Source organism: Joostella sp. (assembly GCF_048266025.1).
Classification (GTDB): domain Bacteria; phylum Bacteroidota; class Bacteroidia; order Flavobacteriales; family Flavobacteriaceae; genus Galbibacter; species Galbibacter atrarenae.
This window is the reverse complement of the sequence record NZ_JBLXAF010000009.1, coordinates 42,669-68,398: the sequence shown is the minus strand read 5'-3', so window position 1 is coordinate 68,398 and position 25,730 is coordinate 42,669. Positions and strand designations below refer to the sequence as shown.

The following is a 25,730-nucleotide window of genomic DNA, read 5'->3' as shown; positions in this document are numbered from 1 at the left end:
TTTAAATCTAGGAACCTTTTTTATTTTGAAAAGCTTCTTCTTTTAGCTCTTTTGTTCTTTGTTGAAATATACTAAGTAGTAGTACATTTGTTTCTCTTCATCCCAACCTTTTTCAACAAATTTCTCTGCTGATTCAGGGTTTATAAAATCCATTTTTATCTGAATATTAGTATCTAGATTGATGACGTTTTTAATTTTCTTACGAGCATCAGAAACGGCTTTGTTTGCAATAGGAAAAGAAGAAACATCTTCGATGCTATATTTAGGACCTTTTTCTGTTTTGTAATTTTTAAATTCAGGAATCAAATTAGGGTTATCCATCACTTCATTTAAAAAGCTTGTCTCTTCAAAATCGTCATTTTTAGCAAAATGATTTACTGCACGATTCATAAACATAACCTCTTCTTTTTTGTCTTCAGCAGGTAATACTACGTCTTTAGCAAAATCTTGACAGAATTTTAAATACTTTTTAGTGAAAAAAGTTTCATCTGTTAAAGCATCAACACTTAAAAAGTTTTCTAACCAATACTTAGTATCGTAACGGTTGCTGTCAATAGAAAGAATTTTAAAACCTTCTTCTTTATTTGAGTTGATAATAAGGCAACCTTTATCTAGTTTATTGATATTAATTCCTTGACGGATTAAAATTTCTAAATTCATGCCTTTTTCTTCAAACTCTAAGAAATCGTGCTTTAATTCAGACTTGAAGATTCCAATAGCATCTACCTTTTCATTGTCTAAAACAACTTCGGATAGATAAGCAGTATAAATTTCTCCACTTTTAATGTGCGGATGATTTGATTGATCGTATAAATGTGTAGCTATGCTTTTAGATATTTTATGAATGCTAGCTGGATCTTCAAATATCTCAGAAGCCATGCTATACAATTCGTTATATTCTAAGTCTACTTCATGATCAAAACGGTAATAATTTTCTTCTTTCTCACGGAAAGGTTTGAAAAAATATTCTTTTAAAAGTCCCGTAATTTCATCATTTAAACGGTATGGTTCTTCAGAGAAAAAAGTACCTTCTTCCTTACTTTTATTACCAATTCTATGAATAGAAAGACTTTCAATTTGTGTTGGATATAAATTGATCATTTTTTAAGTTGAAATTTAAAATTAGAAATATGAAGTTTACGGTAAACTTCAAAATAGGGGTTAAATACTATCAGAATTAATTCCAGTTCTGATCAAAATCATAATTATCGAAATCATCGATATCAAGATCGTCCATATCATCATCTTCACCATCAGATAGATCTTCTGCTTCAAACTTTTTCACAGGAGGAGCGTCTGGTAACTGTCCGTGCACATAAAGTAAATTAGGATATGTATTTCCGTCTTCTTTTTCTGCGATATCAGCAAGTTCAACGAAGAAGGTCCACATGCTAAAAAAGTCATATACATAAATTAAGTTTCTATTGTTTTCATCCAATAGATCCTCAATATGAGTTTCAGCCATCAGCTTTACTTCGCTTCCGCTTTCACTCATATCAAAAAGGGCTATTTCTTCCCCTTGATTCCACTCTTCATCACTTACATAAAATGAAGCCATTTCAGTTCCGTCGAAGCCAAAAGCTTGAGAAACGGCATTATGAAAATCTTCAAGTGTGTTATTTCCTTCTACTTCAATATCTCGAAATACATCTTCTTCTAAATCGAGTATAATTCTAAATTTATAGATCATTAATTCTAATTTTTCAGCGTGCTGCAAGGTACAAAGATTTCAATTGAATTCCACTAAGAAGCGGTTAATTCCGTAGTTGATTTTCTAACGTAATTTACTGCGATTTCTTATGTATTTATCTTACAACCTTGTCTTGAGTAAGTTGGTTTTTGTTTGCACGTGCTTCAATTAGTAAATAAAATTGTATTCCAAATAGTATAGAAGCGATGACCAAATGTAAAGCCTGACTACCAAATGGGAAGTCTAAATAATACATGGCTATCCCTGTAATAATTTCTAAAATAATAAAGATAAGAACCCAGTTTACTTTTGTGTAACCAAGATTTAATTTTTTGTTTCTGATGTATAAATATAGATTTACCAGTAAAACAAGGATTGATAAAGTTCTATGGATATAAAAGTCGATTTCCGGATTTGAAAGCCATAAATTTTTTGACATATCTCCAAAAACATCAGATTGTTCATCTATAAATTGGCGGACTTGTGTTCCTAACACAATTTGAACAAGTGTAAGAATAAGTGCAGCTAAGAGCATTGCTGAGAATGACTTATTGAACTTAAGACGTTCTTTTCTTTCTTTTGTTTGGTAGATTATAATTAAAATAAAAGCAACAATTACGAGCGCCATTACCATATGAAGCGTTATTCTAACGGGAGCGAGTAAAGAGTAAACTACGGTAGCTCCCAGCCATGCTTGGAATCCCATTCCAAAAATAGTGAGCCATGCTAAAATAGGGATCCATTTATTTTTTTTCCAGTAGCTAATTGAAGCGAATGCCAAAATAAGTGTTCCGAAACCTGCTAAAGCTCCAAATAATCTATTTATATATTCTACCCAAGTATGTGATGGATTAAAAATAGCATAATCGTGTTTTGTATATGTTTCCCAATGAGATTCTGAATATTTATCTCCTGTGGTGAAATCTTCTTTGGCTATCTTTAAAGACTCATCAACAATAATTACTTGTCCTTTTTTAAAGTCTCTTTCAGGTTGCCATTCTAATTGTGAAATTTCTGTTGGTGGGATATAGTACCCAAAACATTTTGGCCAATCTGGACATCCCATTCCGCTTCCTGTCATCCTAACCACAGCACCAGCAATGATTACTAAATACACTAAAACAAGTGTTACTTTTGCTATTTTTCTAAAGTTTTTTTTCACTTTTTAAAAGGTTCAGAATTAAAAATGTTCCTATATAAATATACTTCTTTTATATTTTGACTTTTTTCTAGTCATATTGATCTTATCGAAGCATTTCTTATTCAGATTTTTATTAGTATTTATTCTTTTCCGCCAGCTGTTAATCCCAATTTTTTTCCTTTCTTCAGCATAAATTCAAAGGCAGCATCATGTTCATTAGGAATTTCACCTTCTAAAATAGCTTCTTTAATAGCCTCCTTTATAATTCCGATTTCTCTTGAAGGTTTTATATTGAAAGTTTCCATAATTTCTGCACCATCAACAGGAGGTTGAAAATTACGAACATGGTCACGCTCTTCAACTTCAGCAATTTTTTCTCGTACTACTTTAAAGTTATTATTATACTTTTTAAAGCGTTTAGGGTTTTTGGTGGTTATATCTGCTTCACATAATGTCATTAGGTCTTCGATGTGTTCTCCTGCGTCGAAAATAAGACGTCTTACGGCAGAATCGGTGACAATATCTTGTGCTAAAACAATAGGTCGGGAACTCATTAAAACAAGCTTCTGTACCATTTTCATTTTATCATTTAATGGCATATGCAAGCGCTTAAAGAGCTTATAAACCATTTTGGAGCCCACAAATTCATGGCCATGGAAAGTCCATCCAATCTTTTCGTCAAAGCGTTTGGTAGGAGCTTTTCCTATGTCGTGTAATAAGGCAGCCCAGCGTAGCCAGAGGTCATCCGTATTTTTAGAGATGTTATCTACAACTTCTAACGTATGCCAAAAATTATCTTTATGGCGTTGCCCTTCCTTTTCTTCTATCCCCTGAAGATTTGTAAGTTCAGGCATGATAATAGGAAGTAGTCCCGTTTTATAAAGTAAAGTGAATCCTATTGAAGGTTTTTTGCTGAGTAATATTTTATTGAGTTCGTCTACAATCCGCTCGTTGGATATTATTTTTAAACGTTCTCTGTTCTTTTTAATGGCCTCAAGAGACTTTTCTTCTATAATGAAGTTAAGTTGTGAAGCAAAACGTATGGCTCTCATCATTCTCAGCGGATCATCTGAATATGTAATGTCTGGATCTAACGGAGTTCTGATTATCTTATTATTAAGATCTGAAATACCATCAAAGGGGTCTAGAAGTTCGCCATAATTCTTTTCATTTAAAGAAATAGCAAGTGCATTAATTGTAAAATCACGACGATTTTGGTCATCTTCTAAGGTTCCATTTTCAACTACAGGTTTTCTACTATCAAAATGATAACTTTCTTTTCTAGCTCCTACAAATTCTATTTCTAAATCATCGAATCGCAGCATAGCTGTACCGAAATTTTTAAAAATAGATACTTTAGGTTTCTTTTCAATATTAGAAGCTACTTCTTTAGCTAAATCGATTCCACTACCTAAGGCAACAATATCGATGTCTTTGGGAGTGCCTCTTTTTAATAAAAAATCACGAACAAAACCACCAATTACATAGCTTTCTGTTTGCAAGGAAGCAGTAGCCTTTTCAATAATTTTGAAAATTGGATTTTGTATCGCTTTGGTGTAATTACTATTTTTCACTTAATGTTCAGTGTTTAGTGTTCAGTAGTTTTTAATTCTAAATTTGTTAAGATTCAGAAGTATATAATTTAATAATCTCCCTGTTTCTTCACTGTCACTAATTAATTTTATATAATGTTCGTTTTATTAATATAATTACATTCAAAAGTAAAAGACAGCCATACTTGGGTTTAAGAGTATTCAGTATCACAATCTGTTAACTTGCTGTAAAAATGTTTAGGATAGTTTCTTTTTTCTGGATGTTCCTGTTGCAATGAACACTGGATTTCTAGAGCCTCTCCTTATTTTATCCGTTATTAATAAACCTAATTTTATCGTTTATTCAGGCGGATTATTTACGAATAATCTTAACAATAGCATCATTTCCAACTTTAATAATTGAAGAAGGAGCTCCATTTGACTTTTCGCGATGCAAATTTACCACATAGTCTACACCTTTTAAAATTTCCTTTGATATTTCTGAAAAGCTTTTTGGTGTTGGTTTCCCACTAATATTGGCAGATGTAGAAATAAGAGGGCGCTTAAATTGTCTGATTAATTTTTGGCAAAATTCATCAGAAGCAACACGAATAGCTAAAGTATTATCTTCAGCAACAAGATTTTTTGCTACATTGATTGGTTGGTCATATATAATAGTGGTAGGTCTATCAGCAAGTTCTACAATATCATAAGCCGCATCAGGGATTTCGTAGACGTATTTTTGTAGCATTCTAGTGTCGGAAACTAAACAGATAAGCGCTTTGCTATCGTCTCTTTGTTTGAGTTTATAAACCTTTTTAATAGCCTCTTCATTGGTAGCATCGCAGCCTATTCCCCAAACAGTATCTGTAGGGTAGAGTATTAGTCCACCATTATTAAGGACTTCAAGAGTTTTTTTTATTTCTTCTTGCATTTTTAATATTTTAAGCTAAAAATGAATAATTCCTTTGTTACACTTTGTTGTCTTTTTTGATATTGTATCTTCAAGTATGCTAATATTATACTCTAACATATTTTTTGATAAAATTTCATGGTATAAATGATATATAATAGCTGCATGTTTAATTTGTAACATATTTATATTAGCGTTTGAAAGCCTTTGAGTGAACTCGGAGTCTTCAGGCCCCCACCCAGAGAATAATTCATTGTAGCCATTAATCTTTATTGCATCACTTTTCCAGTATGACATATTGCATCCAAAAGGCACACTCTCTCTATTTTTTTTTGAAGTAATTGATTTTTTCTTAGCTAGTTTGTAGTTTCGATATTGATATTTAAAATTAAATTTACCACCAAAATTTAAAGCCAATAGTGAAGGAGGAATTTTTTTCTGAATAAGTTGATTAGTGATGACTTTTGACAGCATAACTCTATTTCCACAAATAAATTGCCTTTTTTTCGCAAAATAAGAATGGTCTTCTATGAAGTTTTTATGCAATATGCAATCACCATCAGTTTGAACTACATAATCAGATTTAATTTTTTTGAGACACATGTTTAATGAAATACATTTTCGGTGACCTAAGTCTTCATGCCATATGTGATGTATATTTAGATGTTTGTTTTTTTTTATAAAATTTAATATTACTTCCTTTGTTAATGGTTTCGATCCATCGTCTGCAATGTAAATTTCATCAGGTACAAAGGTCTGCTTAGCAACACTTTCAAGCACAAGAGTTAACGCTTGAGACCAATTATAAGTTGCTATGATGAGTGCTATCGTCATTATTTATTATACACATTTTTATACATTTTATAATAGTTCTTCTTCATTACTTCTAAAGTGAAATTTTGATTAACCAATATATTACTCGACTCAACTATATAGTCAATTAATTTAGGGTCTTCCAATAGACACAATACATTTTGAGCTAAAGCATTTGAATCTTTGATGGGTGAGATCATTCCTGTTTCTTTTTGCTTAATGGCTTCTTTTATACCTCCTGCACTTGTAGAGACTACAGGAACTTTTGCAGCAAAAGCTTCGAAAATACTAAGAGGTAATCCTTCAACAATTGAGGACATCATAAGAATGTCTATTTCCGGTAATATTTTTGGGATATCGTTTCTAAAGCCTGTGAAAATAATTTTCTCATTAAGTCCTTTTTTTTGTTTATACTTTGTCAATTCTTCATTTAACTCCCCATCTCCAATTACAAAAAATTGAATTTTTCTTTGAGTAGAATTAACTATAATCTCTACTGCATCAATAAAAGTTGTAATATCTTTTTGTTCTGTTAAGCTTGCAATATTTGCAATGATAGTGGTTTCTTCAGCTAATCCGTATTCCTTTATTAAAACATCCTCTTTTTTATTTAATTCAAATTTTTTCACATCTATTCCATCGTATATGGTAACTACATGATCCATCTTTTTTAGTATAGGACGAAAAACATCTTTTACTGCATTGGAAACGCATACAATTTGATTTATTCTTTTATGATTATACTTGATTTTTTTAAAATAATTATTACTTATGGGATTATTTCTTTTTCTTGAATATACAAGTTTAGTGTTTGGTAAAAATCTAATGATTAGCAGTGTTAATGAAAATGCGTTAGAATCATGGACATGAATGATATCTATTTTTTCTTGTTTTACTATTCGCCAAATCTCACGTGCAAATTTGAATGATTGTTTTGATTTTCGACTAGCAGTATAATATTTAACTTCATCTTTTTTTAGTTTATCTGATAAAACAGAGCCTACAGGACAAAGAATAAACTGTTCTACGTCAGAATAATTTTTCATTAGGTTGTAAGTGGTTAGCATTTGAGCATCACCACCTCTCCATTCTACAATAGTAGTTATATGTAGTATTCTCATTTTAATTAGTTATAAATTTTTTTAACTCATTTAAAAAAAAGGTAGGCTTAAACTCTTTATAAAAATATGAATGATCATTTTTTACTTTTTTTAAATCATCATTTAAGAATAGTTTAGGGAGGTAGTCTGCTAAATGCACACTTTGGTGTATTTGAGAGTTTTCTGTAGCCCATTCTTTTTTATCAATCCAGGGCGAAAAAATAGCAAATGAAGGGATATCTAAAGCTTTAGCCATATTAATCGCGCCGCCTTCATTCCCTATAATTGCAGTGCAATAATTTAAGATGCTTAAAAAGTTTCTTAATGAAGGAGCATAAACTTCTTTTTTTATTTGCTGTTGAGTGCTTTTGTTACACAGTTCATATATTTTATTTACTTCAGATAGTTGTTTAGGAATATAATTAAATAAAATAACTGCATTCCTATTTTGTGAAGCAATTTGGTCAATAACTTCTGCCATGTAGTCTAAAGGATAACTTTTGTTAGGACTGCTACCTAATATAGAAATCATGTAGATAGGTACCTTTAAATTAATGTTATTTTTGAGAAGGAAGAGTTTACCTTCTTCTTTCTCACTATCTGTTAAATATATTTTTGGTGTTGTTATGTAATCTTCAATATTATTTTCTGGATAAATTGGTGCAAGTAGTTGTAATCTATTAATAATGGTATTGCTTATTTCTTTATTAAATTCTGTATTTCGCTTTATAGGATGTGTGTATATGTTTTTAGTATACCATTTATAATATGCAATTTTTTTATCGGCATTCAAAAGAAAAGAAATTATGTTAGTTTCTATTTTTCCATAGACATCAATTATAACGTCATAGTGTTCATTATTTAGTTTTTTTATTAACTTAAAGAGTTCTTTTTTATTTTCTCTATAAATAGGTTTGAAATTGATGATAGCATCAATTTTGTTGTTGTTTAAAATAACAGGAATTGTATGAGAATGTACCATATAGTGAATAGTAGAATTAGGGTTTTCTCTTTTTATGTTCTCACAAAGAATAGAACTTGTGAGTACATCTCCAATCATCTTTTGTTGAATTATTAATACCTTCAAATCAGTTTCATATTTAATACAAAAAAACGACAAAATACTATACCAACAATCAAAAAGTATAAAGATGTTTATTTTTCATGTCTTATATGAATTATAATAATTTTATCTTTGTTACCAAATTTGAAAATTATGTTTAGTGACCTTGCTTATGAAATATTTGAAAAAAGTATTTCTAATTACCATATTAAAGATGATGTAAATCAACATTGTGAAAATCCATTTTCTAAAGGTTCTATAGAGTATCTTTTGTATTTAAAGAATTGGATTGACACTGTGCAGTGGCATTATGAGGACATTATTAGAGATCCTAATATAGACCCTGTTGATGCGTTAACATTGAAAAGAAAAATAGATGCTTCTAATCAAAAGCGAACAGATGTGGTTGAGTTTATTGATAGCTATTTTTTAGATAAATATAAAAATGTTAAAGCAAAAGAGAATGCTCAAATAAACTCAGAAAGTCCAGCTTGGGCAATAGACAGGTTTTCCATTTTGGCTCTTAAAATTTATCATATGCGAGAAGAAGTGGATAGGTTGGGTGTAAGTCCTAAACATACACAGGAATGCAGAGATAAACTAACTGTTTTATTAGAGCAAAAACAAGATTTATCAGGTTCAATAGATCAACTACTTACCGATATAGAAAATGGGGATAAGTATATGAAAGTTTACAAGCAAATGAAGATGTATAATGATGAAAATTTGAACCCCATTTTATATAAATCAAGTAAATAATTTTTCGGATAGATAATGAAAATATTAGTAACAGGTGCAGTTGGTTTTATAGGTTCTCATACCGCAGAATATTTTGCAAATGAAGGTCACCAAGTGTATGGGGTCGATAATTTTTCTTCGTATTATGATCCTGCCTTAAAGAAACTTAATTCAATAGATATTGAAAAAGCCGGTGTTACTTTTATAGAGGTAGATTTAAATGATGGCTTAAAAGAAAAGCTTCCAACAGATTTCGATTATATATTTCATTTTGCTGCACAGCCTGGTATTTCTGCAACTACAAGTTTAAATGAGTATGTTCAGAATAATATTTTTGCTACTCAGAATTTATTAAATTGGGTAAAAGAAACATCTCCTAATCTTAAATTGTTTGTTAACATTGCAACGTCTTCTATTTATGGGAAAGAAGCAACTTTACCGGAAACAGCTGTTCCGATGCCGGTTTCCTATTATGGAACTACAAAATTGGCTGCAGAGCAACTGGCTTTAGGAGAACAGCGTGCGGGTAAATTAAATGCTTGTTCTTTAAGGTTATATTCAGTTTATGGACCGAGAGAACGTCCAGAGAAGTTATATACAAAGTTGATCAAATCTATTTACGATCAGACAGAATTTCCTCTTTTTAAAGGAAGCGAAAAGCATTCTCGGAGTTTTACATATGTTGGAGATATTGTAAAGGGAATGGCTGCTGTGATAGGGAAGGAGAAAAAAATAAACGGAGAGATTATTAATATAGGATCTGATATTGAATATACTACCCAGCAAGGAATTGAACTTATTGAAAAAATAATAGGTCTTAAGGCAAGAATAGAAGTTACTCCACCGCGTCCAGGAGATCAATTACGTACTACTGCATTGATAGATAAGGCTAGAAAGTTATTGGCTTATGAGCCAGAAACTAGTTTTGAAGCTGGATTAGAAGCGCAAGTGGAATGGTACCGAGAAAAGTTTTTATAGGATGGAGACTAATGTTTCTGTGATAATTAGTACTTATAATCAGCCAAGATGGCTAGAAAAGGTACTTTGGAGTTATGAGGTTCAAACGATGCAAAATTTTGAGATTATCATCGCAGATGATGGATCAGAAGAAGAAACACTCAATTTAATTAATTCCTTTAAAAAAAATAGTCATCTTAAGATTAAACATATATGGCATGAGGATGATGGATTTCAGAAAACTAAAATTTTAAATAAGGCTATTTTACAATGTGATTCTGATTATATATTTATGACAGATGGTGATTGTGTTGTGAGAAATGATATGTTAGCTTTACATTTAAATACTCGAAAAAAAGGTTTTTTTCTTTCGGGGGGAAGTTTTAAAATCCCTTTGCAAACTTCGAACGAGTTAACTAAAGCAAATATTATCCAGCAAGAGTGTTTTACAAAAGATTGGTTATTGACTAATGGAGTTTCTAAAACAGATAAATTATATAAAATAACTGCTAAAGGTATAAAAGAGACATTGTTAAATAAGCTGTCCCCAACAAAGGCCACATGGGATGGAAATAATGCTTCGGCATGGAAAGATGATATATTAGCTATAAATGGTTTCGATGAACGAATGCAATATGGAGGGGAGGATAGAGAGTTTGGAGAAAGGTTAATGAATTTAGGTGTTAAACCCATTCAGCTAAGATATAGTACAAAAGCATTGCATTTATTTCATGAGCGTGGTTATGTTAAGTCAGAAATGCTAATTACTAATAAAAAAATAAGAAAAGAAACTAAGCGTGATAAAACTGTATTTACACCATATGGAATTAAAAAAATTAGGAATTGAGTTTCTTTAATCTTTTTATTTCAAGATACCTTTCTTTAACGCTAAGGGCATTTAATTTTGAAATTATAAATCCATTCTTTCCATCCAAAAAACCTAATCGGATGATGTAATGTGTTAAGAATTTATAAGCAGGTTTTATGTTTAAATGATAAAAATTAGGATTTAATTTGGCTTTATATAATTCTTTTCCTTTGTAGGTGCCATATAATAACATCCTCCTTTTGTAATCTTTATAGGATTTAAAAAAATGATGTTCTAATTTTTCATTTAAACCTCCAGAGGAACCCTTAACAATTAAATCTTCATGGACTGTTTTTTCTGGATTAAATTTCACATACATTTTATTAAATAAGCGATAAACTTTGTCTGTTTGGAAACCACTAAAGCGTAGGGGTGTACCTAGCATTATAAAAGAACGATATATGTAGTAAGCTTCTTTTGAAGGGTTTTTAAGTACCGTTTGTATTTCTGACTGTAATTCTTTAGTTATGATCTCATCTGCATCAATGAATAACACCCAATCATTTTTAGCTAAGCTTAAAGCGTATGATTTTTGTTTTGTAAAATCTTCAAATGGATGTTGAATAGCAGTAACTTTGGGGTGACTTTCAAGATATTCCCAAGTTCCATCAGTACTAAAAGAATCTACAACGATAATTTCATCAGCAAAAAGAACACTTTCAATACAATCTTTAATATAATTGACCTCGTTGTAGGTTATAATAACCGCAGATAATTTTTTTACTGTGCTCAAACTTTAAATTTTTGTAAAGATATTGTCTTCAAAGAACATAAAAAAATCCAAACCTCTTATAAAAAAAGGTTTGGATTTTTAAGGTTGTATATTATTGAAAAACTAATTAAACAGCAACATCGTATTCACGTAGTGCATCGTTTAATGATGTTTTCTTATTTGTACTTTCTTTACGTTTACCGATAATTAATGCACAAGGAACATTAAACTCTCCAGCTGGAAATTTTTTAGTATAACTTCCAGGGATAACAACCGATCTAGCAGGAACATATCCTTTGATTTCTACAGGTTCATCTCCAGTAACATCAATAATTTTTGTAGAACCGGTTAATACAACATTAGCTCCTAAAACAGCTTCTTTCTCTACACGGATTCCTTCAACAACAATACATCTAGAACCAATAAAAGCATTGTCTTCAATGATAACAGGCGCAGCTTGTAACGGTTCTAAAACCCCGCCGATACCAACACCGCCACTTAAGTGAACGTTTTTACCAATTTGTGCACAACTTCCTACTGTTGCCCATGTATCTACCATAGTACCTTCATCTACATAAGCACCAATATTTACATAGCTAGGCATTAATATCGTACCAGCAGAAATATAAGCTCCATGTCTTGCAACAGCAGCTGGAACTACACGAATCCCTTTCTCCGCATAGTTTCTCTTTAATGGAATTTTATCATGAAACTCTAAAGGTCCAACTTCTAAAGTCTCCATTTTTTGAATTGGGAAATATAATACAACAGCTTTTTTCACCCATTCGTTTACTTGCCATCCATCTTCTGTAGGTTCTGCAACACGAAGTTTTCCTTCGTCTAATAAAGAAACAACTTCTCGAATAGTTTTTACTGTATTTTCGTCTTTTAATAAGTCCCTGTTTTCCCAGGCATTTTCTATGATTGTACGTATCTCGTTCATGTAAACTAAAATTTTGTTGCAAATATAAAACTGTTCCTTCTATTTCCCTTACTATTTTACAACTATAACATTTTATAACATTTTGTTTTAAAAACCACATTGTGATTTTGATCGTATTAATAACTACTATTTAAGTATTAACTCTATTTAAAAGGTTATTTTTGTACAAAACATCTATAATGGGTAGAATTTTAGCAATAGATTTTGGTGAAAAGCGAACGGGAATAGCAGTCACAGATGAGCTTCAGATTATTGCTTCTGGTTTAACAACAGTAAAGACTCCAGAGCTATTATCATTTTTGAAAGAATATACAGAAAAAGAAAATGTTGAATTAATAGTTGTTGGGCAACCTAAACGTTTAAACAATGAATTTTCTGATGTAGAGCAAGTAATTATTACTTATATAGAGAAAATAAAAGCAAGTTTACCTAATCTTCCCATAGAGCGCGTTGATGAACGTTTTACTTCTAAAATTGCTTTTCAAAGTATGATAGATGGTGGTGTAAAGAAAAAACAACGCCGTAATAAAGAGTTACTGGATGAGGTAAGTGCTACAGTAATTTTACAATCTTACCTTTATAGTAAATAAACTATTTACATGTAATTGATATTTATTTTAGGTAGAATTTAAATTAGTACTCATTTTTTATTAACTTTGTGTTTGATAATTAGATTATTATACGCCTAAACAGGCTTTTTTAAATCAAAAAATTAAAGTGAATGAAATGAGAATTACCCTAATCTTATGCTTTTTTATGCAACTTGTTTTTCCTCTTATGGCGAATAAAGTTGAAATGATTGTGCCCCACACAAAGTCATTAACCGCGAACCCTCTCACTAATCCAAACGACTCACAATGGTCTTTGGAAAGTATGTTAGCATTTTACAACGATGAAAAATCTGTTCAAGACGATTCATTAAAAGTTTACCCGAATCCAGTTAATAAGAAAGATATGTTAAATATTAACATGGCTGGAAATGGAGTAAAACGATTAACGTTTTACGATATTACAGGTACAATGGTAAAAACGCTAGAAACAGAACGTACTACATTTACTTTTAGTATCTCTGATATGGATACAGGAGTTTATTTTTTAAATGTTTCAGCTTCTAGTTTTCAAACCACAAAAAAGGTAATCGTTAAATAACTTTCGATATAATTAGTAATTAAATCGGCATCTTTTACGACTTTCCATAGCATTATTAGAATTACTTTGTATTTTTGCAATCTTAATTTTAATAGTTATTATGATATTACCAATTGTAGCATATGGTGATCCTGTTCTAAGAAAGGTAGCTAAAGACATTCCACAAGAATACCCTAAATTGGCCGAACTTATTGATAGTATGTTCGAGACCATGTATAATGCTTATGGAGTTGGTTTAGCTGCACCACAGGTAGGATTACCAATACGTTTGTTTGTAATAGATGCTTCTGCTTTTGCTGATGATGATGATCTTTCAGAAGAAGAAAAAGAATCACTTAGGTCTCTCAAAAAGGCGTTTATAAACCCTACTATTGTTGAAGAAACTGGAGAGGAGTGGGCTTTTAATGAAGGGTGTTTAAGTATTCCAGATATCCGTGAAGATATTTCTAGAAAAGCAAATATTAAAATTGAGTACTACGATGCAGATTTTAATAAGCATGTCGAGGAGTATAATGGACTGGCTGCACGAGTAATTCAACATGAATACGATCATATTGAAGGAATTTTATTTACAGATAAGATATCTTCTCTTAAAAAAAGACTTCTAAAAGGAAAGCTTACTAATATTTCAAAAGGAAAAATAAGAATAGATTACAAAATGCGTTTTCCAGATGCTAAAAAAGCACGTTAAACGTTTTGATAATATAACCAAAGCATTGATATTTGCGATCTCAAAAAATTATAATTTATGGGCTTAGATAAGATATTAGCCATTTCAGGGAAACCAGGACTTTATGAATTAAAGGCACAAACTAGATCAGGTTTTGTTGCTGAATCATTGTTGGATGGAAAGAAGATAAGTGTAGGTTTAAGAAATAACGTTAGCTTACTTTCAGAAATAGCCATCTATACATTAACGGAAGAAGTTCCTCTTCGTGATGTTCTCAATAAGATCAAGGAGAAAGAAAATGGAGAGAAAACAAGCATTAGTCACAAAGATTCTAAAATAAAATTGGAAGAGTACTTTTTTGAAGTACTTCCTGACTATGATGAAGATAAAGTATATCCTAGTGATATTAAAAAAGTAATACAATGGTATAACTTACTTCATGATAAAGGATTAAACAACTTCGAAGCAGAAACAACTGAAGAAGAGAAAGCAGCGGAAGTTACTGCAGATAAAGCTTCAGAATAGAACGTTTTATAAGTATGTTGATAAAAAAGGGAGTTTGCAAATTTGCAAACTCCCTTTTTTAGTAAATTTATTATGTAAGGATTCTAATTTTAGAAACACTTATGTTAAAATATAACTGTCCGATGATTCATGACACTGTTAAAATAAATTTATTACATCTTAAAAATAGTATTCTAGAACTTTCTTCAGAACAATTTGTAAAACCTATAGCATTATTGAGCGATTCTTCAATAGGAATGCATGCTCGCCATATTATAGAGTTTTATCAATGTCTACTAATTGGCATTGAAAGTGGAATTGTTAATTACGATAATCGTGAGCGTGATTCGGAACTTGAAGTATCACCAGAATATTGTATTAAAATAATAGATGAGATTTTATTAGAAGTAAATAAACTCAGCCTGAATGTCGACTTGGTACTACAGACGAGTTATTGCACTTTAGATTCTTTAAATAAAATAGATGTGGCAACTTCTGTTAAAAGAGAGCTCATTTATAATATCGAACATACAATACATCATCTTGCAATTATTAAAATCGGTATAAAAGCGTTAGACCCTCTCATTACTTTAGATGAATCTGTTGGGGTTGCGGTTTCTACCATTAGAAATAAAAATATATGTGCACAGTAAGCTATATTCCTACCAAAGAGGGTTTTTACCTTACTTCTAATCGAGATGAAGATCCAAATAGAAAGACATTGCCTCCACAAACTATAAAGGTCGCTAAAAATGTAGTGTTAAAAGCGCCTATAGATGAAGAAAAGGGAGGTACATGGATTGCTACAAATGGTACTACAAAAGTTGCTTGCCTGTTAAATGGAGGTTTTATTAAGCATGAAAGGAAAACTCATTATACAAAAAGTAGGGGGCACTTTGTTTTAGAGTCTTTTAAGGATGCTTCGTTCTTAGAATTTATAGAATCAGTTTCGTTAGCTAACATAGAGCCATTCACCTTAATTCTCATTGATGATTTTTTGCAAGTGTTAGTTTGGGACGGAACTAAAAAACACATTCAATTTTTAAGTAAATCGATACCGCATCTTTGGTCTTCTTCAAGTCTTTATGATCAAAAAATGCATGATCTTAAATTAAATATGTTCGAAAGTTTTATTGCTGAACAAAATGTTACATCAAATACTATTTTAAACCTTCATGATAACGAACTTTTCTTATTAAAAAAGCCACAAGTAGAAACCGTAAGCACAACTCAACTATTTAAGAACGCTGAAGGACTTTCAATAGATTATTTTAATAGAATTGATGCTATTAAAAGTCTTGGTAATAGTTTGGTAAAGAAATAATTATGTAAATAATGTGTTCATATTTAGTGGGTTTCCCTTATAAAAAGGTATCTTGTTTGTATTATTTTCTACAATTAGCTTTGTGAGATTTTCTTAGGAAGTAACTTAATACAAGCGTAAGCTTTATGAAAAATAAGAAGTATTATATCGAACGTGTTGCTGCTATTATAGCAGCTATTTTATTAATTCAAAGTTTATATTTTAAATTTTCAGCACATCCTGACAGTATAAAACTCTTCACAGAATTAGGAGTTGAACCGTTTGGAAGAATCGCTTTAGGTTGTTTTGAATTGATAACTGCATTGCTATTAATATTTAGAAAAACATCCCATATTGGAGCTTTGCTAGGTATTGGTTTAATGGTAGGTGCAATTTTTTCTCATATTGCTATTATTGGAATTAATTATAATAATGATGGAGGAACTTTGTTTATCTTAGCATGTGTAGTGATGATTTGCTGTATTACAATATTAGTTGTAAAAGACACAAAACTTCCGTTTATAAGTAGGCGATGAAAATAAAGCAATGGTATATAAAGTTGAATTCATGGGAGTATTGGCCTATGTGGATTTTATATATTCCTGTTTTTTTTCAACATTTCTATCTTTCAATTAAAGCTAAGAGCTTATTCTTTTTCTTAAAGGTAAATCCAGCTATTAAAGAAGGGTTTATTTTAAGTGATAGAAAATATAAAACTTTAGGATTAGTACCCGAAGAACATCGTCCAAAGGCTTGTTACATAGCAAAAGGAACTAGCATGGATAAAATAAGACAGTTAATTGCTGCAAATCATTTATCATACCCTATAATTATAAAACCTAATATTGGTTTTCGAGGAGTACTCGTTCAGCGTTGTATGAATGAAGATGAATTGAGGAATGTTAACTTTAAAGAAGCATCTTATCTTGTTCAAGAATATATAGATTATTCGGTTGAAGTCGGTATTTTTTATTATCGATATCCTAATGAAGCTCACGGTAATATTCCTTCTATAACATTAAAAGAATTTTTGTCGATTACAGGAGATGGAAGAAGTACATTTTCTGAACTTATTATGGCAAATCCAAGAGCTTTTCTTCAATATGAAAGGCTAAAAGTTAAGTTTTTAGATAAATGGAATGAAGTATTGGATAATGGTGAGTGTTTTACCCTTGAAGTGATAGGAAATCACAATCGAGGAACAAAATTCATCAATGGAAATGCTATTTTAGATACTTCACTCCTAAAAACTTTTGATCAGTTATGCTCAAAAATGGAAGGCTTTTATTATGGAAGATTTGATATTCGGGCAAAATCTATAGAAGACTTAAAAAGGGGTGAAAATTTTAAAATTCTAGAAGTAAATGGAGTGGGAGCAGAGCCTACACACATATATGATCCTAACTATAAACTTTTTGACGCTTGGAAAGAAATGTTATTCTTATGGAGAGTAACTTACCAAATTGCAATTCTAAACAAGAAAAAAGGAGAAGAGTTTCCTGTTTTTTCTGAAGCAAAAAGGCGTTATTTACAGTATAAAAATTACAAGAAAGTAGCACTTAGTCAATAGATAATTTATGAATACCAGACAAGATCAATTACAAGCAATAGACCGACTCTTAACAATAATGGATGAGTTGCGAGAAAAATGTCCGTGGGATAAAAAGCAAACGTTACAAACCTTAAGGCATTTAACTATTGAAGAAACATATGAGCTTGGTGATGCTATTTTAGATAATAACCTTGAGGAAGTAAAAAAAGAGCTTGGAGATTTATTATTGCATATTGTTTTTTATTCCAAAATTGGAAGTGAAACAAGTGATTTTGATATTGCAGATGTAGCCAATGGAATTTCTGAAAAATTAATTCACCGTCATCCACATATTTATGGTGATGTTAAAGTAGAAAATGAAGAAGAGGTAAAACAAAATTGGGAGAAATTAAAGCTGAAAGAGGGAAAGAAAAGTGTGCTTGAAGGAGTTCCTAAAAGTTTACCAGCATTAGTAAAGGCAAGTAGAATACAAGATAAAGTAGCAGGAGTAGGTTTTGATTGGGAAGAGCCACAACAGGTTTTTGAAAAATTACAGGAAGAGCTTGGAGAGTTACAAGTAGAAGTAGATAAGCAAGATCATGATAAAATGGAAGCCGAATTTGGAGATGTTCTGTTTTCAATGATTAATTATGCTAGATTTTTAAAGATTAATCCTGAAGATGCTTTAGAGCGCACTAATAAAAAATTTATCAAGCGCTTTCAATATTTAGAAGCTAAATCTAAAGACCTTGGGAAACCACTTTCAGATATGACATTAGCGGAAATGGATGTCTTTTGGGAAGAAGCTAAAAAGGCATAAACTTCAGAAATATAAAACATGCTTTCTCTTTGTTTATGACTAATGTTGTAATATGGTTCCGAACGTTTTTTATAATTCAACTTTGAATTTTAGATACATTTTTAAAAGCTTTTATGCTTGTATTTATTCTTTTGGAATTCAGGTTTTTGTGAGTTTTTATTATTGTAATTAAACAAGAAAGCTAAAACCAATCTTTCATTAGGACAACATAACCGTAAAATGTATCTTTGCGCTTTCAAAAACGCTTCATGATTTTAGAACAATACACTAAAGAATTTGCATATAATTTAAAATTATCATTCCCAGTTATATTAGGAATGTTAGGGCATACATTTGTTGCTTTTGCAGATAATATAATGGTAGGGCAATTGGGAACAGCACAATTAGCGGCAGTTTCCTTAGGGAATAGTTTTATATTCATAGCGATGTCTTTAGGGATTGGTTTTTCTACAGCGATAACTCCTTTGGTAGCAGAAGCCGATGGAGCTGGAAATATAGAAATGGGAAGGTCTTCTTTAAAACACGGACTGTTTCTAAGTACGATTATTGGTTTAGCACTTTTTGTAGTCTTACTTTTTGCAAAGCCACTAATGTATCTTATGGATCAACCACGTGAAGTGGTAGAAATTGCATTACCATATTTAGATTTAGTAGCATTTTCTTTAGTTCCTCTTATTATGTTTCAAGCACTAAAGCAATTTTCGGATGGCTTGTCTGCTACAAAATACCCAATGTATGCAACCATTGTTGCTAATGTGGTAAATATAGTATTGAATTATTTATTCATTTTTGGAAAGTTTGGATTTCCAGAACTCGGAATCATTGGAGCAGCTATTGGAACGCTAGTTTCACGATTTATGATGGTAATTTTCTTATGGTGGCTTTTCAAAAATAATTCTAGAATTAGTCAATATATAACTAACTTTAAGTGGAAGGTTATAGAGAAATCTATGATGAATAAAATTGTGAACTTAGGACTTCCTTCCGCTTTACAAATGTTTTTTGAAGTTGCTATTTTTACATCTGCAGTATGGCTAAGTGGTGTATTAGGTAAAAATCCACAAGCAGCAAATCAGATCGCTTTAAACCTTTCTAGTATGACGTACATGGTTGGAGTAGGTCTAAGTGTAGCTGCAATGGTTAGAGTTGGAAATCAAAAAGGATTAAATAACTATAAAGAACTCCGTAGAATAGCAATATCTGTATTTTTTCTAACGTTCTTAATAGAAGTTGTATTTGCTCTTTTCTTTATTGTATTTAGACATTGGCTTCCTACTATTTATTTGGATCAAAACGATTTGGTAAACATCGCAGACAATACGGAAGTAATTACGGTAGCAGCACAATTACTATTGATAGCAGCTTTTTTTCAAATTTCTGACGGACTTCAAGTAACATTTTTAGGAGCATTAAGAGGTTTGCAAGATGTTAAGATCCCTACGATAATCACTTTTATAGCGTATTGGGTTATAGGTTTCCCGATTTCTTATTATTTAGGACTAAAAACGTCATTAGGAAATATGGGTATTTGGATTGGTTTATTATCAGGACTCACCATTGCCGCGATATTTTTGTACTTTAGATTTAATTATCTAACAAAAAAACTCATTGCTTCGCAGGAATAAGTTCCTTTAAAGGGGAGAAGTACATTATATAATAGAAGGACTAAATATTCAGAAATAACAAGAAATAATTACTTAAAAATGGAATTACCAAAATTTATATTAGGAGATAACACGGACTATCCAGATGCTATCTTTATAATTCATACAGAATATCCGCAGTTTATAATTAACCTTGAGAATGACGAAGTAGAATGGTTAGAAGATTTTTCTGCTGAAGATGAAAAAGAACTTACGACAGAAGCGGAGAGTCTTATTGAAGCAGCAAATCAGTTCTACGATCGTGAGGTGAGTAGATACGGAGATGCATAGAATATGGAGACGTTAATAGATAAAGATCAGCAGCTTTTTTTATACTTAAACGGACTAGGGAGTGAGCCGTATGATGCCTTTTGGATGTTTATGACTGATAAATGGTCTTCTATTCCTTTATATGTTTTTCTCCTCATTTTATGTCTTCGTACATTAAAATGGAAAAAAACGATTGTAGTTTTAGTATTAGTTGCTTTAATGATAGGTGTTACAGATCAATTAGCTAATGCCTTTAAATATGGTTTTGAACGACTAAGACCTTGCCATGAGGAGAATATTGTTCCTTTAATGAGGTTAGTAAAATCATATTGTGGCGGACAGTTTGGGTACTTTTCTGCACACGCATCTAATTCGTTTGCAGTAGTTACTTTCTTTTCTATTCTTTTGAATAAAAATTATAAATGGTTACCAATGGTTTTGGTAATATGGGGAATTACAGTGGCTTATAGTAGAATTTATATAGGAGTACATTATCCATTAGATGTAATAACAGGTATATCTATTGGAATGATTTTGGGATTACTTTTCTCAAAACTTTTTAAGTATATAATCAAACGTTTTGCTATATAGAAAAAGCAGTTACTTTTCTGTGTTTTAAATAGAAAAGTAACTGCTAATCATATAGTAATTATATACTGTAAATTTTATTTTTCGTCTGGAACAAAATTTAAAGCGACTCCATTTATACAGTGTCTTTTTCCAGTTGTATCTCTCGGTCCATCATCAAATACATGTCCTAAATGTCCACCGCATTTTGCACAATGTTCTTCGTCTCTAGGAACACCAATCTTATTATCAACCCCATAGGCTACATTTCCTTTTATAGCTCTATCGAAACTAGGCCATCCAGTACCAGATTTAAATTTATGTTCACTTCTAAATAGTGGAGTAGCGCAGGCAGCGCACACGTATGTTCCAGTTTGCTTGTTTTCCAGAAGGTCGCTCGTAAAAGGACGCTCTGTTGCAGCTTTTCGTAAAACAGCATACTCATTTGGAGTGAGTATTTCTTTCCACTCAGCATCAGTCTTAGAAATAGGAAATTTAGAGCCTTCTTTAGTATTAGCTTCGTGTTTATTATCTTGAGCTTTAGTATTACAGCTAAACAGTAAAATAAGAATAAAAGGGAGAAATATATTTTTCATATAAATAATGTGTATTTTAAGGTTACTTACGAAGTTTTAGTCGAATTAGTTTTAAATTCCTTTCAAATTTATACTTTATATAAGTTACTTTTAGAGATATTATAATTTATAGGCTAAAAAATTAATATATAAATGTCTACAACTAACACGATTGTTTTAAGACCAAGGTTTAAAAAGGAATTACCTTTAAGGAGTGAAACTGTTTTAAAGACCTTTGAAAATAGTAAAGTAACACAACAAGATTTTATAATTACTCGTATCGATGATCATGTATTTATAAAATATCCTAAGGCAAAGCAACATTTTTGGTCTCCACAATTGCATTTAGAGATTAATGCTATAGATGAAAATTCTAGTTTGTTGTACGGACTCTTTGGACCCAATCCTACCGTTTGGAGTTTATTTATGTTCTTTCATTTTATGGTTGCGGCATTATTTATAGGAATTGCTGTTTGGGCTTATACAAATTGGTCTTTAGATAAAACTTATAGCATGCAATTGAGTATTATGATGCTATTAGTTTTAATATGGATAGCATTGTATTTTATAGGAAGCGTAGGGAAAAATTCAAGTAAGAAAGAAATGCACGAATTATATGCCTTTATGAATGTTATAATTCAGAAAGAGCGTAAGGAATAACTATTGTATAAAAAAAGCCCGAAGATATCTTCGAGCTTTAAGAATATATTATTTATTTTTTTAATTCATTTTCTGTATAGTGCTAATATTAGCAGCTTCCATAACTTCATTGATATTAGAAGTATCAACCTCGTTAATTAAATCTGAAGGTACTATAACAACTCTAAAAGTCTGATTGCTTAATAAATCTTCCCCAAAAGCTGAAAAATTTGAAGTTTCAGCAATAATATTGATATCACTTAGGGTAAAGTTAAATCGGTGTCTTAAGTCGTCTCCAGTATCGGGATTAAAGAATACTGTTGGTAACGGCTCCCATACATCTTGACCATTAAAAACCGATTCTAATCTATATGCGAGCATTACATCTCCTTCAACTAAAGGCGGGTCAAATGTAGCTTCGAATACATTGCTAGTTTCAGAGAAGCTTACATTGTTGTATTCAAATGTTTCTCCAACGATGTTAACACCGTCCATTCCGTCCAATCCGTCTCGGCCGTCTTCTCCACTACAAGAAGTAAGTATAAGTGCTGATACAAATAAAAGTGTGATTATTTTTTTCATAATGATTTGTTTTGTTAATCAATTGCAAATGCTATGCCATTATTTTTAATGGTTTAAAAATACTATTTTTTTATGAATGTTCTTTTATAAACTCCACAAGCTTCTGTATTACTTTTTGGTCTCCAAGGATCTTACGGTGCCCAAGTCCTTCGCTAACATACAGTTGTGAATTTTTTAAAATCTGGTGGATATTTTCAGATGAGGAAAGAGGGGAGTCTAAATCATTTTTATCATGCATCAATAGCACGGGAATATCAACTTTTTCAGCAACAATACTCGCTGAATAATTATTTACATCTTCCATAGCGAGCTTATCTAAATCTGTTTTGATGATATCTCCAATTTTCTCTTTTAGTCCTAATTTAGAGGTAAAGTCGTAAATAATATCATCTATTTTATCTCCGCTACCAATTAGCACCATAGCATTTAATTGGAGTCCATTTTTTACAGTGTTTAAAAGTGTCATGCTTCCAAAAGAATGACCTACGGCTGCTTCAAAAGGGCCAAAATTCTTATCGATTTCCATTACAGCATCAATAAACTCTAGCATATTTGTAGTTTTTCCACCAGAGAGACCATGTGCAGGGCCATCAAAACTTATCGTACTGTAGCCTTCTTCTAATAGTCTATCTGCAATTTTAGAAAGCTGTGTCCCGCGGCCGCTCCATCCATGAACAAGTAAAATCTTTTTAGAACTTACTCCATACTTATAAATTACAATCTCCCTGTTTATAGATGGAACAAACATCGGCTCTTTAATGGCCTCAGTTTTCATTTTTTGCTCTCTCTTAGGAGTAGGATGTTTTATTGGAGTTGCAAATAGTTTTGATACATATTTACTAGCTATCTTCGGAGAAATAAACTGTAACGTTTTTGCAGAATAGGTAATTAGTCTTGGAATTTTTATGGTCTGCTGATAGTTTTCTTTCTTAGTTGACATTTTAAAAATCGATTTAAGCTGCAATGTATTAAATTTAATTCCTTTTTTTATACATTTAAGAAGCAGAAAAAATAAAACCAAAAGATGAAAAATAAGCTTTGCAATGATAGAAACACCATTTTAAATAGCTATTTTGTAGTATGATGAAAGTGATACCACATAGTTTATTTACGGAATTTGACATCGATTTATTTAAATCAGGAACCCATTACCGACTTTATGAAAAGTTGGGAGCTCATATTATAGAAAAAGATGGCGTTAAAGGCTGCTATTTTGCCGTTTGGGCACCAACTGCTAAAGCTGTTTCTGTGGTTGGAGATTTTAATTATTGGCAAAAGGGAGAGCATCCTCTTCATGTAAGGTGGGATGAGTCTGGAATTTGGGAAGGATTTATTCCTGGAATAACAAAAGGTACCATTTATAAATATAAAATAGTTTCTAACAATCAAGATATAGAAACTGAAAAGGCAGATCCATTTGCCTTTTATAGTGAGCAATCGCCAAATACAGCATCTGTAGTTTGGGATACTTCGCATAAGTGGAAGGATATCGATTGGATGGAGAACAGAAAAAATATTAATAATCTAGATAACCCTTTTTCTGTTTATGAAGTCCATATCGGTTCTTGGAAACGTAAAATTGAAGAGGCTGGGAGATCTTTAAACTATTTAGAGCTTGCAGAAGAGCTTGTTTCTTATGTTAAAGAAATGAACTTTACACATGTGGAGTTCATGCCTGTAATGGAGTTTCCTTATGATCCTTCTTGGGGATATCAAATAACAGGCTATTACGCACCTACTTCTCGCTTCGGAAAGCCTGAAGAGTTTATGGTTTTAGTGGAAAAACTGCATGAAGCAGGGATAGGAGTTATTTTAGATTGGGTGCCTTCTCATTTCCCTGATGATGCCCATGGATTAGGATTCTTTGATGGTTCTCATCTTTATGAGCATCCCGATAGAAAAAAAGGATACCACCCAGATTGGAAGAGCCTTATTTTTAATTATGGAAGAAATGAAGTGCGTGCTTTTTTAATTAGCAATGCCATTTTTTGGCTTGATAAGTTTCATATCGACGGATTAAGAGTGGATGCTGTAGCTTCGATGATTTACCTCGATTATTCTCGTGAAGATGGGGAGTGGGATCCAAATATTTACGGTGGAAGAGAAAATTTAGAAGCTATTTCTTTTCTGAAGGAAATGAATAAAGCTGTCTACGCTAATTTTGAAGGAGTACAAACTATTGCAGAAGAATCGACTTCTTTTTCTATGGTTTCTAAGCCTGTTTATTTAGGTGGTTTAGGATTTGGAATGAAATGGATGATGGGATGGATGCATGATACACTAGAATACTTTAAAAAAGGTCCCGTTCATAGAAAGTATCATCAGAATGATCTTACCTTTAGTATGACGTATGCTTTTTCAGAAAACTTTATGCTACCATTAAGTCATGATGAAGTGGTACATGGAAAGAGCTCTATTTTTGGTAGGATGCCTGGAGATGAATGGCAACGCTTTGCAAATTTAAGATTGCTTTTTGGGTATATGTATACACATCCAGGAACAAATCTTATGTTTATGGGAAGTGAGTTTGGGCAATCTGATGAATGGAATTTTCAAAGAAGCTTAGATTGGCATTTATTGCAGTATGACGGACATAAAGGAGTGAAATCTTTTATTGCTGATTTAAATAAGCTATACAAAGAGGAGCCTGCACTTTATGAGAAGCAATTTAGTAGTGAAGGCTTTCAGTGGATTAATTATGACGATGCTAATAATTCTGTTCTCTCTTATATTCGTAAAGGACATTATGTGGAGAACGATCTAATTGTAGTCTGTAATTTTACACCTATAGTTAGAGAGAATTATAGAATTGGATTACCAACTAAAGGTAGTTTAATAGAGCTTTTTAATAGCGATAATACTAAATATCATGGTAGTGGAATTGAAAATAGTAAAATGCTTCAAATAGAAGAATTTGTCTATAATGGAAGAGATTATTCAGTAGAAATTACATTACCACCATTATCAGTTGTGGTTTTTAAAATTAAATAAATATAGTATTCAGTCT

At 31.5% G+C, this 25,730-nt stretch carries 30 protein-coding genes; 17 read left to right on the top strand and 13 right to left on the bottom strand.

Annotated elements, in window-relative coordinates:
- Positions 1-42 precede the first annotated feature (42 nt).
- The 8 genes from ACN0TY_RS14165 to ACN0TY_RS14130 form a co-directional block, all read right to left on the bottom strand.
- Positions 43-1,101 carry a nucleoid-associated protein gene (locus ACN0TY_RS14165; RefSeq protein WP_417445014.1) on the bottom strand — a complete coding sequence of 353 codons (1,059 nt, stop codon included), beginning with the start codon at positions 1,099-1,101 and terminating at the stop codon, positions 43-45.
- Positions 1,102-1,177: 76 nt separating this feature from the next.
- Entirely contained in the window at positions 1,178-1,690 is a 513-nt protein-coding gene (locus tag ACN0TY_RS14160) for an IS1096 element passenger TnpR family protein (protein WP_417445013.1), read from the bottom strand.
- Between the two features lie 115 nt (positions 1,691-1,805).
- Positions 1,806-2,852 (bottom strand): COX15/CtaA family protein, encoded by a 1,047-nt coding sequence (locus tag ACN0TY_RS14155; protein ID WP_417445012.1) that lies wholly within the window; start codon positions 2,850-2,852, stop codon positions 1,806-1,808.
- A 119-nt stretch (positions 2,853-2,971) separates the two neighbouring features.
- Entirely contained in the window at positions 2,972-4,405 is a 1,434-nt protein-coding gene (locus tag ACN0TY_RS14150) for a CCA tRNA nucleotidyltransferase (RefSeq protein ID WP_417445011.1), read from the bottom strand.
- 331 nt (positions 4,406-4,736) lie between these two features.
- A complete protein-coding gene (locus ACN0TY_RS14145) occupies positions 4,737-5,297 on the bottom strand; it encodes an L-threonylcarbamoyladenylate synthase (protein ID WP_417445010.1) in 561 nt (186 codons plus the stop codon).
- A 15-nt stretch (positions 5,298-5,312) separates the two neighbouring features.
- Positions 5,313-6,110, bottom strand: a complete 798-nt coding sequence (locus tag ACN0TY_RS14140; protein ID WP_417445009.1) for a glycosyltransferase family 2 protein — start codon at positions 6,108-6,110, stop codon at positions 5,313-5,315.
- Positions 6,110-7,210, bottom strand: a complete 1,101-nt coding sequence (locus ACN0TY_RS14135; protein WP_417445008.1) for a glycosyltransferase family 4 protein — start codon at positions 7,208-7,210, stop codon at positions 6,110-6,112. The genes ACN0TY_RS14140 and ACN0TY_RS14135 overlap by 1 nt, the downstream gene beginning before the upstream one ends.
- A gap of 1 nt (position 7,211) precedes the next feature.
- Positions 7,212-8,276 carry a glycosyltransferase family 9 protein gene (locus tag ACN0TY_RS14130; RefSeq protein WP_417445007.1) on the bottom strand — a complete coding sequence of 355 codons (1,065 nt, stop codon included), beginning with the start codon at positions 8,274-8,276 and terminating at the stop codon, positions 7,212-7,214.
- A gap of 129 nt (positions 8,277-8,405) precedes the next feature.
- Here ACN0TY_RS14130 and ACN0TY_RS14125 point away from each other — a divergent pair, with 129 nt between their 5' ends.
- From ACN0TY_RS14125 to ACN0TY_RS14115, 3 genes are read left to right on the top strand one after another with little or no spacing between them, the layout of a single operon-like run.
- Positions 8,406-9,011: a DUF4254 domain-containing protein gene (locus ACN0TY_RS14125; RefSeq protein ID WP_417445006.1), complete on the top strand. Its 606-nt coding sequence runs from the start codon at positions 8,406-8,408 to the stop codon at positions 9,009-9,011.
- A gap of 15 nt (positions 9,012-9,026) precedes the next feature.
- On the top strand, positions 9,027-9,968 hold the full coding sequence (locus tag ACN0TY_RS14120) for an NAD-dependent epimerase/dehydratase family protein (RefSeq protein ID WP_417445005.1): 942 nt from the start codon (positions 9,027-9,029) through the stop codon (positions 9,966-9,968).
- A 1-nt stretch (position 9,969) separates the two neighbouring features.
- Positions 9,970-10,794 (top strand): glycosyltransferase family 2 protein, encoded by an 825-nt coding sequence (locus tag ACN0TY_RS14115; protein ID WP_417445004.1) that lies wholly within the window; start codon positions 9,970-9,972, stop codon positions 10,792-10,794.
- Here ACN0TY_RS14115 and ACN0TY_RS14110 read toward each other — a convergent pair.
- Together ACN0TY_RS14110 and ACN0TY_RS14105 are read right to left on the bottom strand one after the other, a co-directional pair.
- Positions 10,784-11,548, bottom strand: coding sequence for a glycosyltransferase family 2 protein (locus ACN0TY_RS14110; RefSeq protein ID WP_417445003.1), 765 nt, complete (start codon positions 11,546-11,548; stop codon positions 10,784-10,786). The genes ACN0TY_RS14115 and ACN0TY_RS14110 overlap by 11 nt on opposite strands.
- A 106-nt stretch (positions 11,549-11,654) precedes the next feature.
- The gene (locus ACN0TY_RS14105; protein WP_236958537.1) at positions 11,655-12,470 is read right to left on the bottom strand and encodes a 2,3,4,5-tetrahydropyridine-2,6-dicarboxylate N-succinyltransferase; all 816 of its coding nucleotides are present in this window, start codon (positions 12,468-12,470) and stop codon (positions 11,655-11,657) included.
- Positions 12,471-12,649: 179 nt separating this feature from the next.
- Between ACN0TY_RS14105 and ruvX the strand changes: the two genes are divergently transcribed.
- The 12 genes from ruvX to ACN0TY_RS14045 all read left to right on the top strand — a co-directional run bounded on the left by ruvX (position 12,650) and on the right by ACN0TY_RS14045 (position 20,951).
- A complete protein-coding gene (ruvX, locus tag ACN0TY_RS14100; RefSeq protein ID WP_417445002.1) occupies positions 12,650-13,060 on the top strand; it encodes a Holliday junction resolvase RuvX in 411 nt (136 codons plus the stop codon).
- Between the two features lie 136 nt (positions 13,061-13,196).
- Positions 13,197-13,619 (top strand): T9SS type A sorting domain-containing protein, encoded by a 423-nt coding sequence (locus ACN0TY_RS14095; RefSeq protein ID WP_417445001.1) that lies wholly within the window; start codon positions 13,197-13,199, stop codon positions 13,617-13,619.
- Positions 13,620-13,719: 100 nt separating this feature from the next.
- The gene (def, locus tag ACN0TY_RS14090; RefSeq protein WP_417445000.1) at positions 13,720-14,310 is read left to right on the top strand and encodes a peptide deformylase; all 591 of its coding nucleotides are present in this window, start codon (positions 13,720-13,722) and stop codon (positions 14,308-14,310) included.
- Positions 14,311-14,367: 57 nt separating this feature from the next.
- Positions 14,368-14,814, top strand: coding sequence for a DUF5606 domain-containing protein (locus ACN0TY_RS14085; RefSeq protein ID WP_236958533.1), 447 nt, complete (start codon positions 14,368-14,370; stop codon positions 14,812-14,814).
- Positions 14,815-14,936: 122 nt separating this feature from the next.
- The gene (locus ACN0TY_RS14080; RefSeq protein WP_417444999.1) at positions 14,937-15,446 is read left to right on the top strand and encodes a DinB family protein; all 510 of its coding nucleotides are present in this window, start codon (positions 14,937-14,939) and stop codon (positions 15,444-15,446) included.
- Positions 15,434-16,117, top strand: a complete 684-nt coding sequence (locus ACN0TY_RS14075; RefSeq protein ID WP_417444998.1) for an NRDE family protein — start codon at positions 15,434-15,436, stop codon at positions 16,115-16,117. The genes ACN0TY_RS14080 and ACN0TY_RS14075 overlap by 13 nt, the downstream gene beginning before the upstream one ends.
- 125 nt (positions 16,118-16,242) lie before the next feature.
- Positions 16,243-16,632 carry a DoxX family protein gene (locus tag ACN0TY_RS14070; protein WP_417444997.1) on the top strand — a complete coding sequence of 130 codons (390 nt, stop codon included), beginning with the start codon at positions 16,243-16,245 and terminating at the stop codon, positions 16,630-16,632.
- The gene (locus ACN0TY_RS14065; protein ID WP_417444996.1) at positions 16,629-17,666 is read left to right on the top strand and encodes a D-alanine--D-alanine ligase; all 1,038 of its coding nucleotides are present in this window, start codon (positions 16,629-16,631) and stop codon (positions 17,664-17,666) included. The genes ACN0TY_RS14070 and ACN0TY_RS14065 overlap by 4 nt, the downstream gene beginning before the upstream one ends.
- Positions 17,667-17,673: 7 nt before the next feature.
- Positions 17,674-18,447 carry a nucleoside triphosphate pyrophosphohydrolase gene (mazG, locus tag ACN0TY_RS14060; RefSeq protein WP_417444995.1) on the top strand — a complete coding sequence of 258 codons (774 nt, stop codon included), beginning with the start codon at positions 17,674-17,676 and terminating at the stop codon, positions 18,445-18,447.
- A 248-nt stretch (positions 18,448-18,695) separates the two neighbouring features.
- Positions 18,696-20,072, top strand: coding sequence for an MATE family efflux transporter (locus ACN0TY_RS14055; RefSeq protein WP_417444994.1), 1,377 nt, complete (start codon positions 18,696-18,698; stop codon positions 20,070-20,072).
- Positions 20,073-20,150: 78 nt separating this feature from the next.
- The gene (locus ACN0TY_RS14050; RefSeq protein ID WP_236958526.1) at positions 20,151-20,381 is read left to right on the top strand and encodes a hypothetical protein; all 231 of its coding nucleotides are present in this window, start codon (positions 20,151-20,153) and stop codon (positions 20,379-20,381) included.
- A gap of 3 nt (positions 20,382-20,384) precedes the next feature.
- Positions 20,385-20,951, top strand: coding sequence for a phosphatase PAP2 family protein (locus ACN0TY_RS14045; RefSeq protein ID WP_236958525.1), 567 nt, complete (start codon positions 20,385-20,387; stop codon positions 20,949-20,951).
- Between the two features lie 74 nt (positions 20,952-21,025).
- Here the strand turns inward: ACN0TY_RS14045 and msrB are convergent, their stop codons facing one another.
- Complete coding sequence (gene msrB / locus ACN0TY_RS14040; protein WP_417444993.1) at positions 21,026-21,523, bottom strand: peptide-methionine (R)-S-oxide reductase MsrB; 498 nt, start codon at positions 21,521-21,523, stop codon at positions 21,026-21,028.
- Positions 21,524-21,655: 132 nt separating this feature from the next.
- On the opposite strand from msrB, the gene ACN0TY_RS14035 reads away from it, so the two are divergent.
- Positions 21,656-22,162, top strand: a complete 507-nt coding sequence (locus ACN0TY_RS14035) for a GTP-binding protein (protein ID WP_417444992.1) — start codon at positions 21,656-21,658, stop codon at positions 22,160-22,162.
- Between the two features lie 60 nt (positions 22,163-22,222).
- Here ACN0TY_RS14035 and ACN0TY_RS14030 read toward each other — a convergent pair whose 3' ends face one another.
- Entirely contained in the window at positions 22,223-22,723 is a 501-nt protein-coding gene (locus ACN0TY_RS14030) for a hypothetical protein (protein WP_236958522.1), read from the bottom strand.
- 70 nt (positions 22,724-22,793) lie between these two features.
- A complete protein-coding gene (locus ACN0TY_RS14025; protein ID WP_236958521.1) occupies positions 22,794-23,663 on the bottom strand; it encodes an alpha/beta fold hydrolase in 870 nt (289 codons plus the stop codon).
- Between the two features lie 140 nt (positions 23,664-23,803).
- On the opposite strand from ACN0TY_RS14025, the gene glgB reads away from it, so the two are divergent.
- A complete protein-coding gene (gene glgB / locus ACN0TY_RS14020; RefSeq protein ID WP_417444991.1) occupies positions 23,804-25,714 on the top strand; it encodes a 1,4-alpha-glucan branching protein GlgB in 1,911 nt (636 codons plus the stop codon).
- The last annotated feature ends 16 nt before the right edge of the window (positions 25,715-25,730 follow it).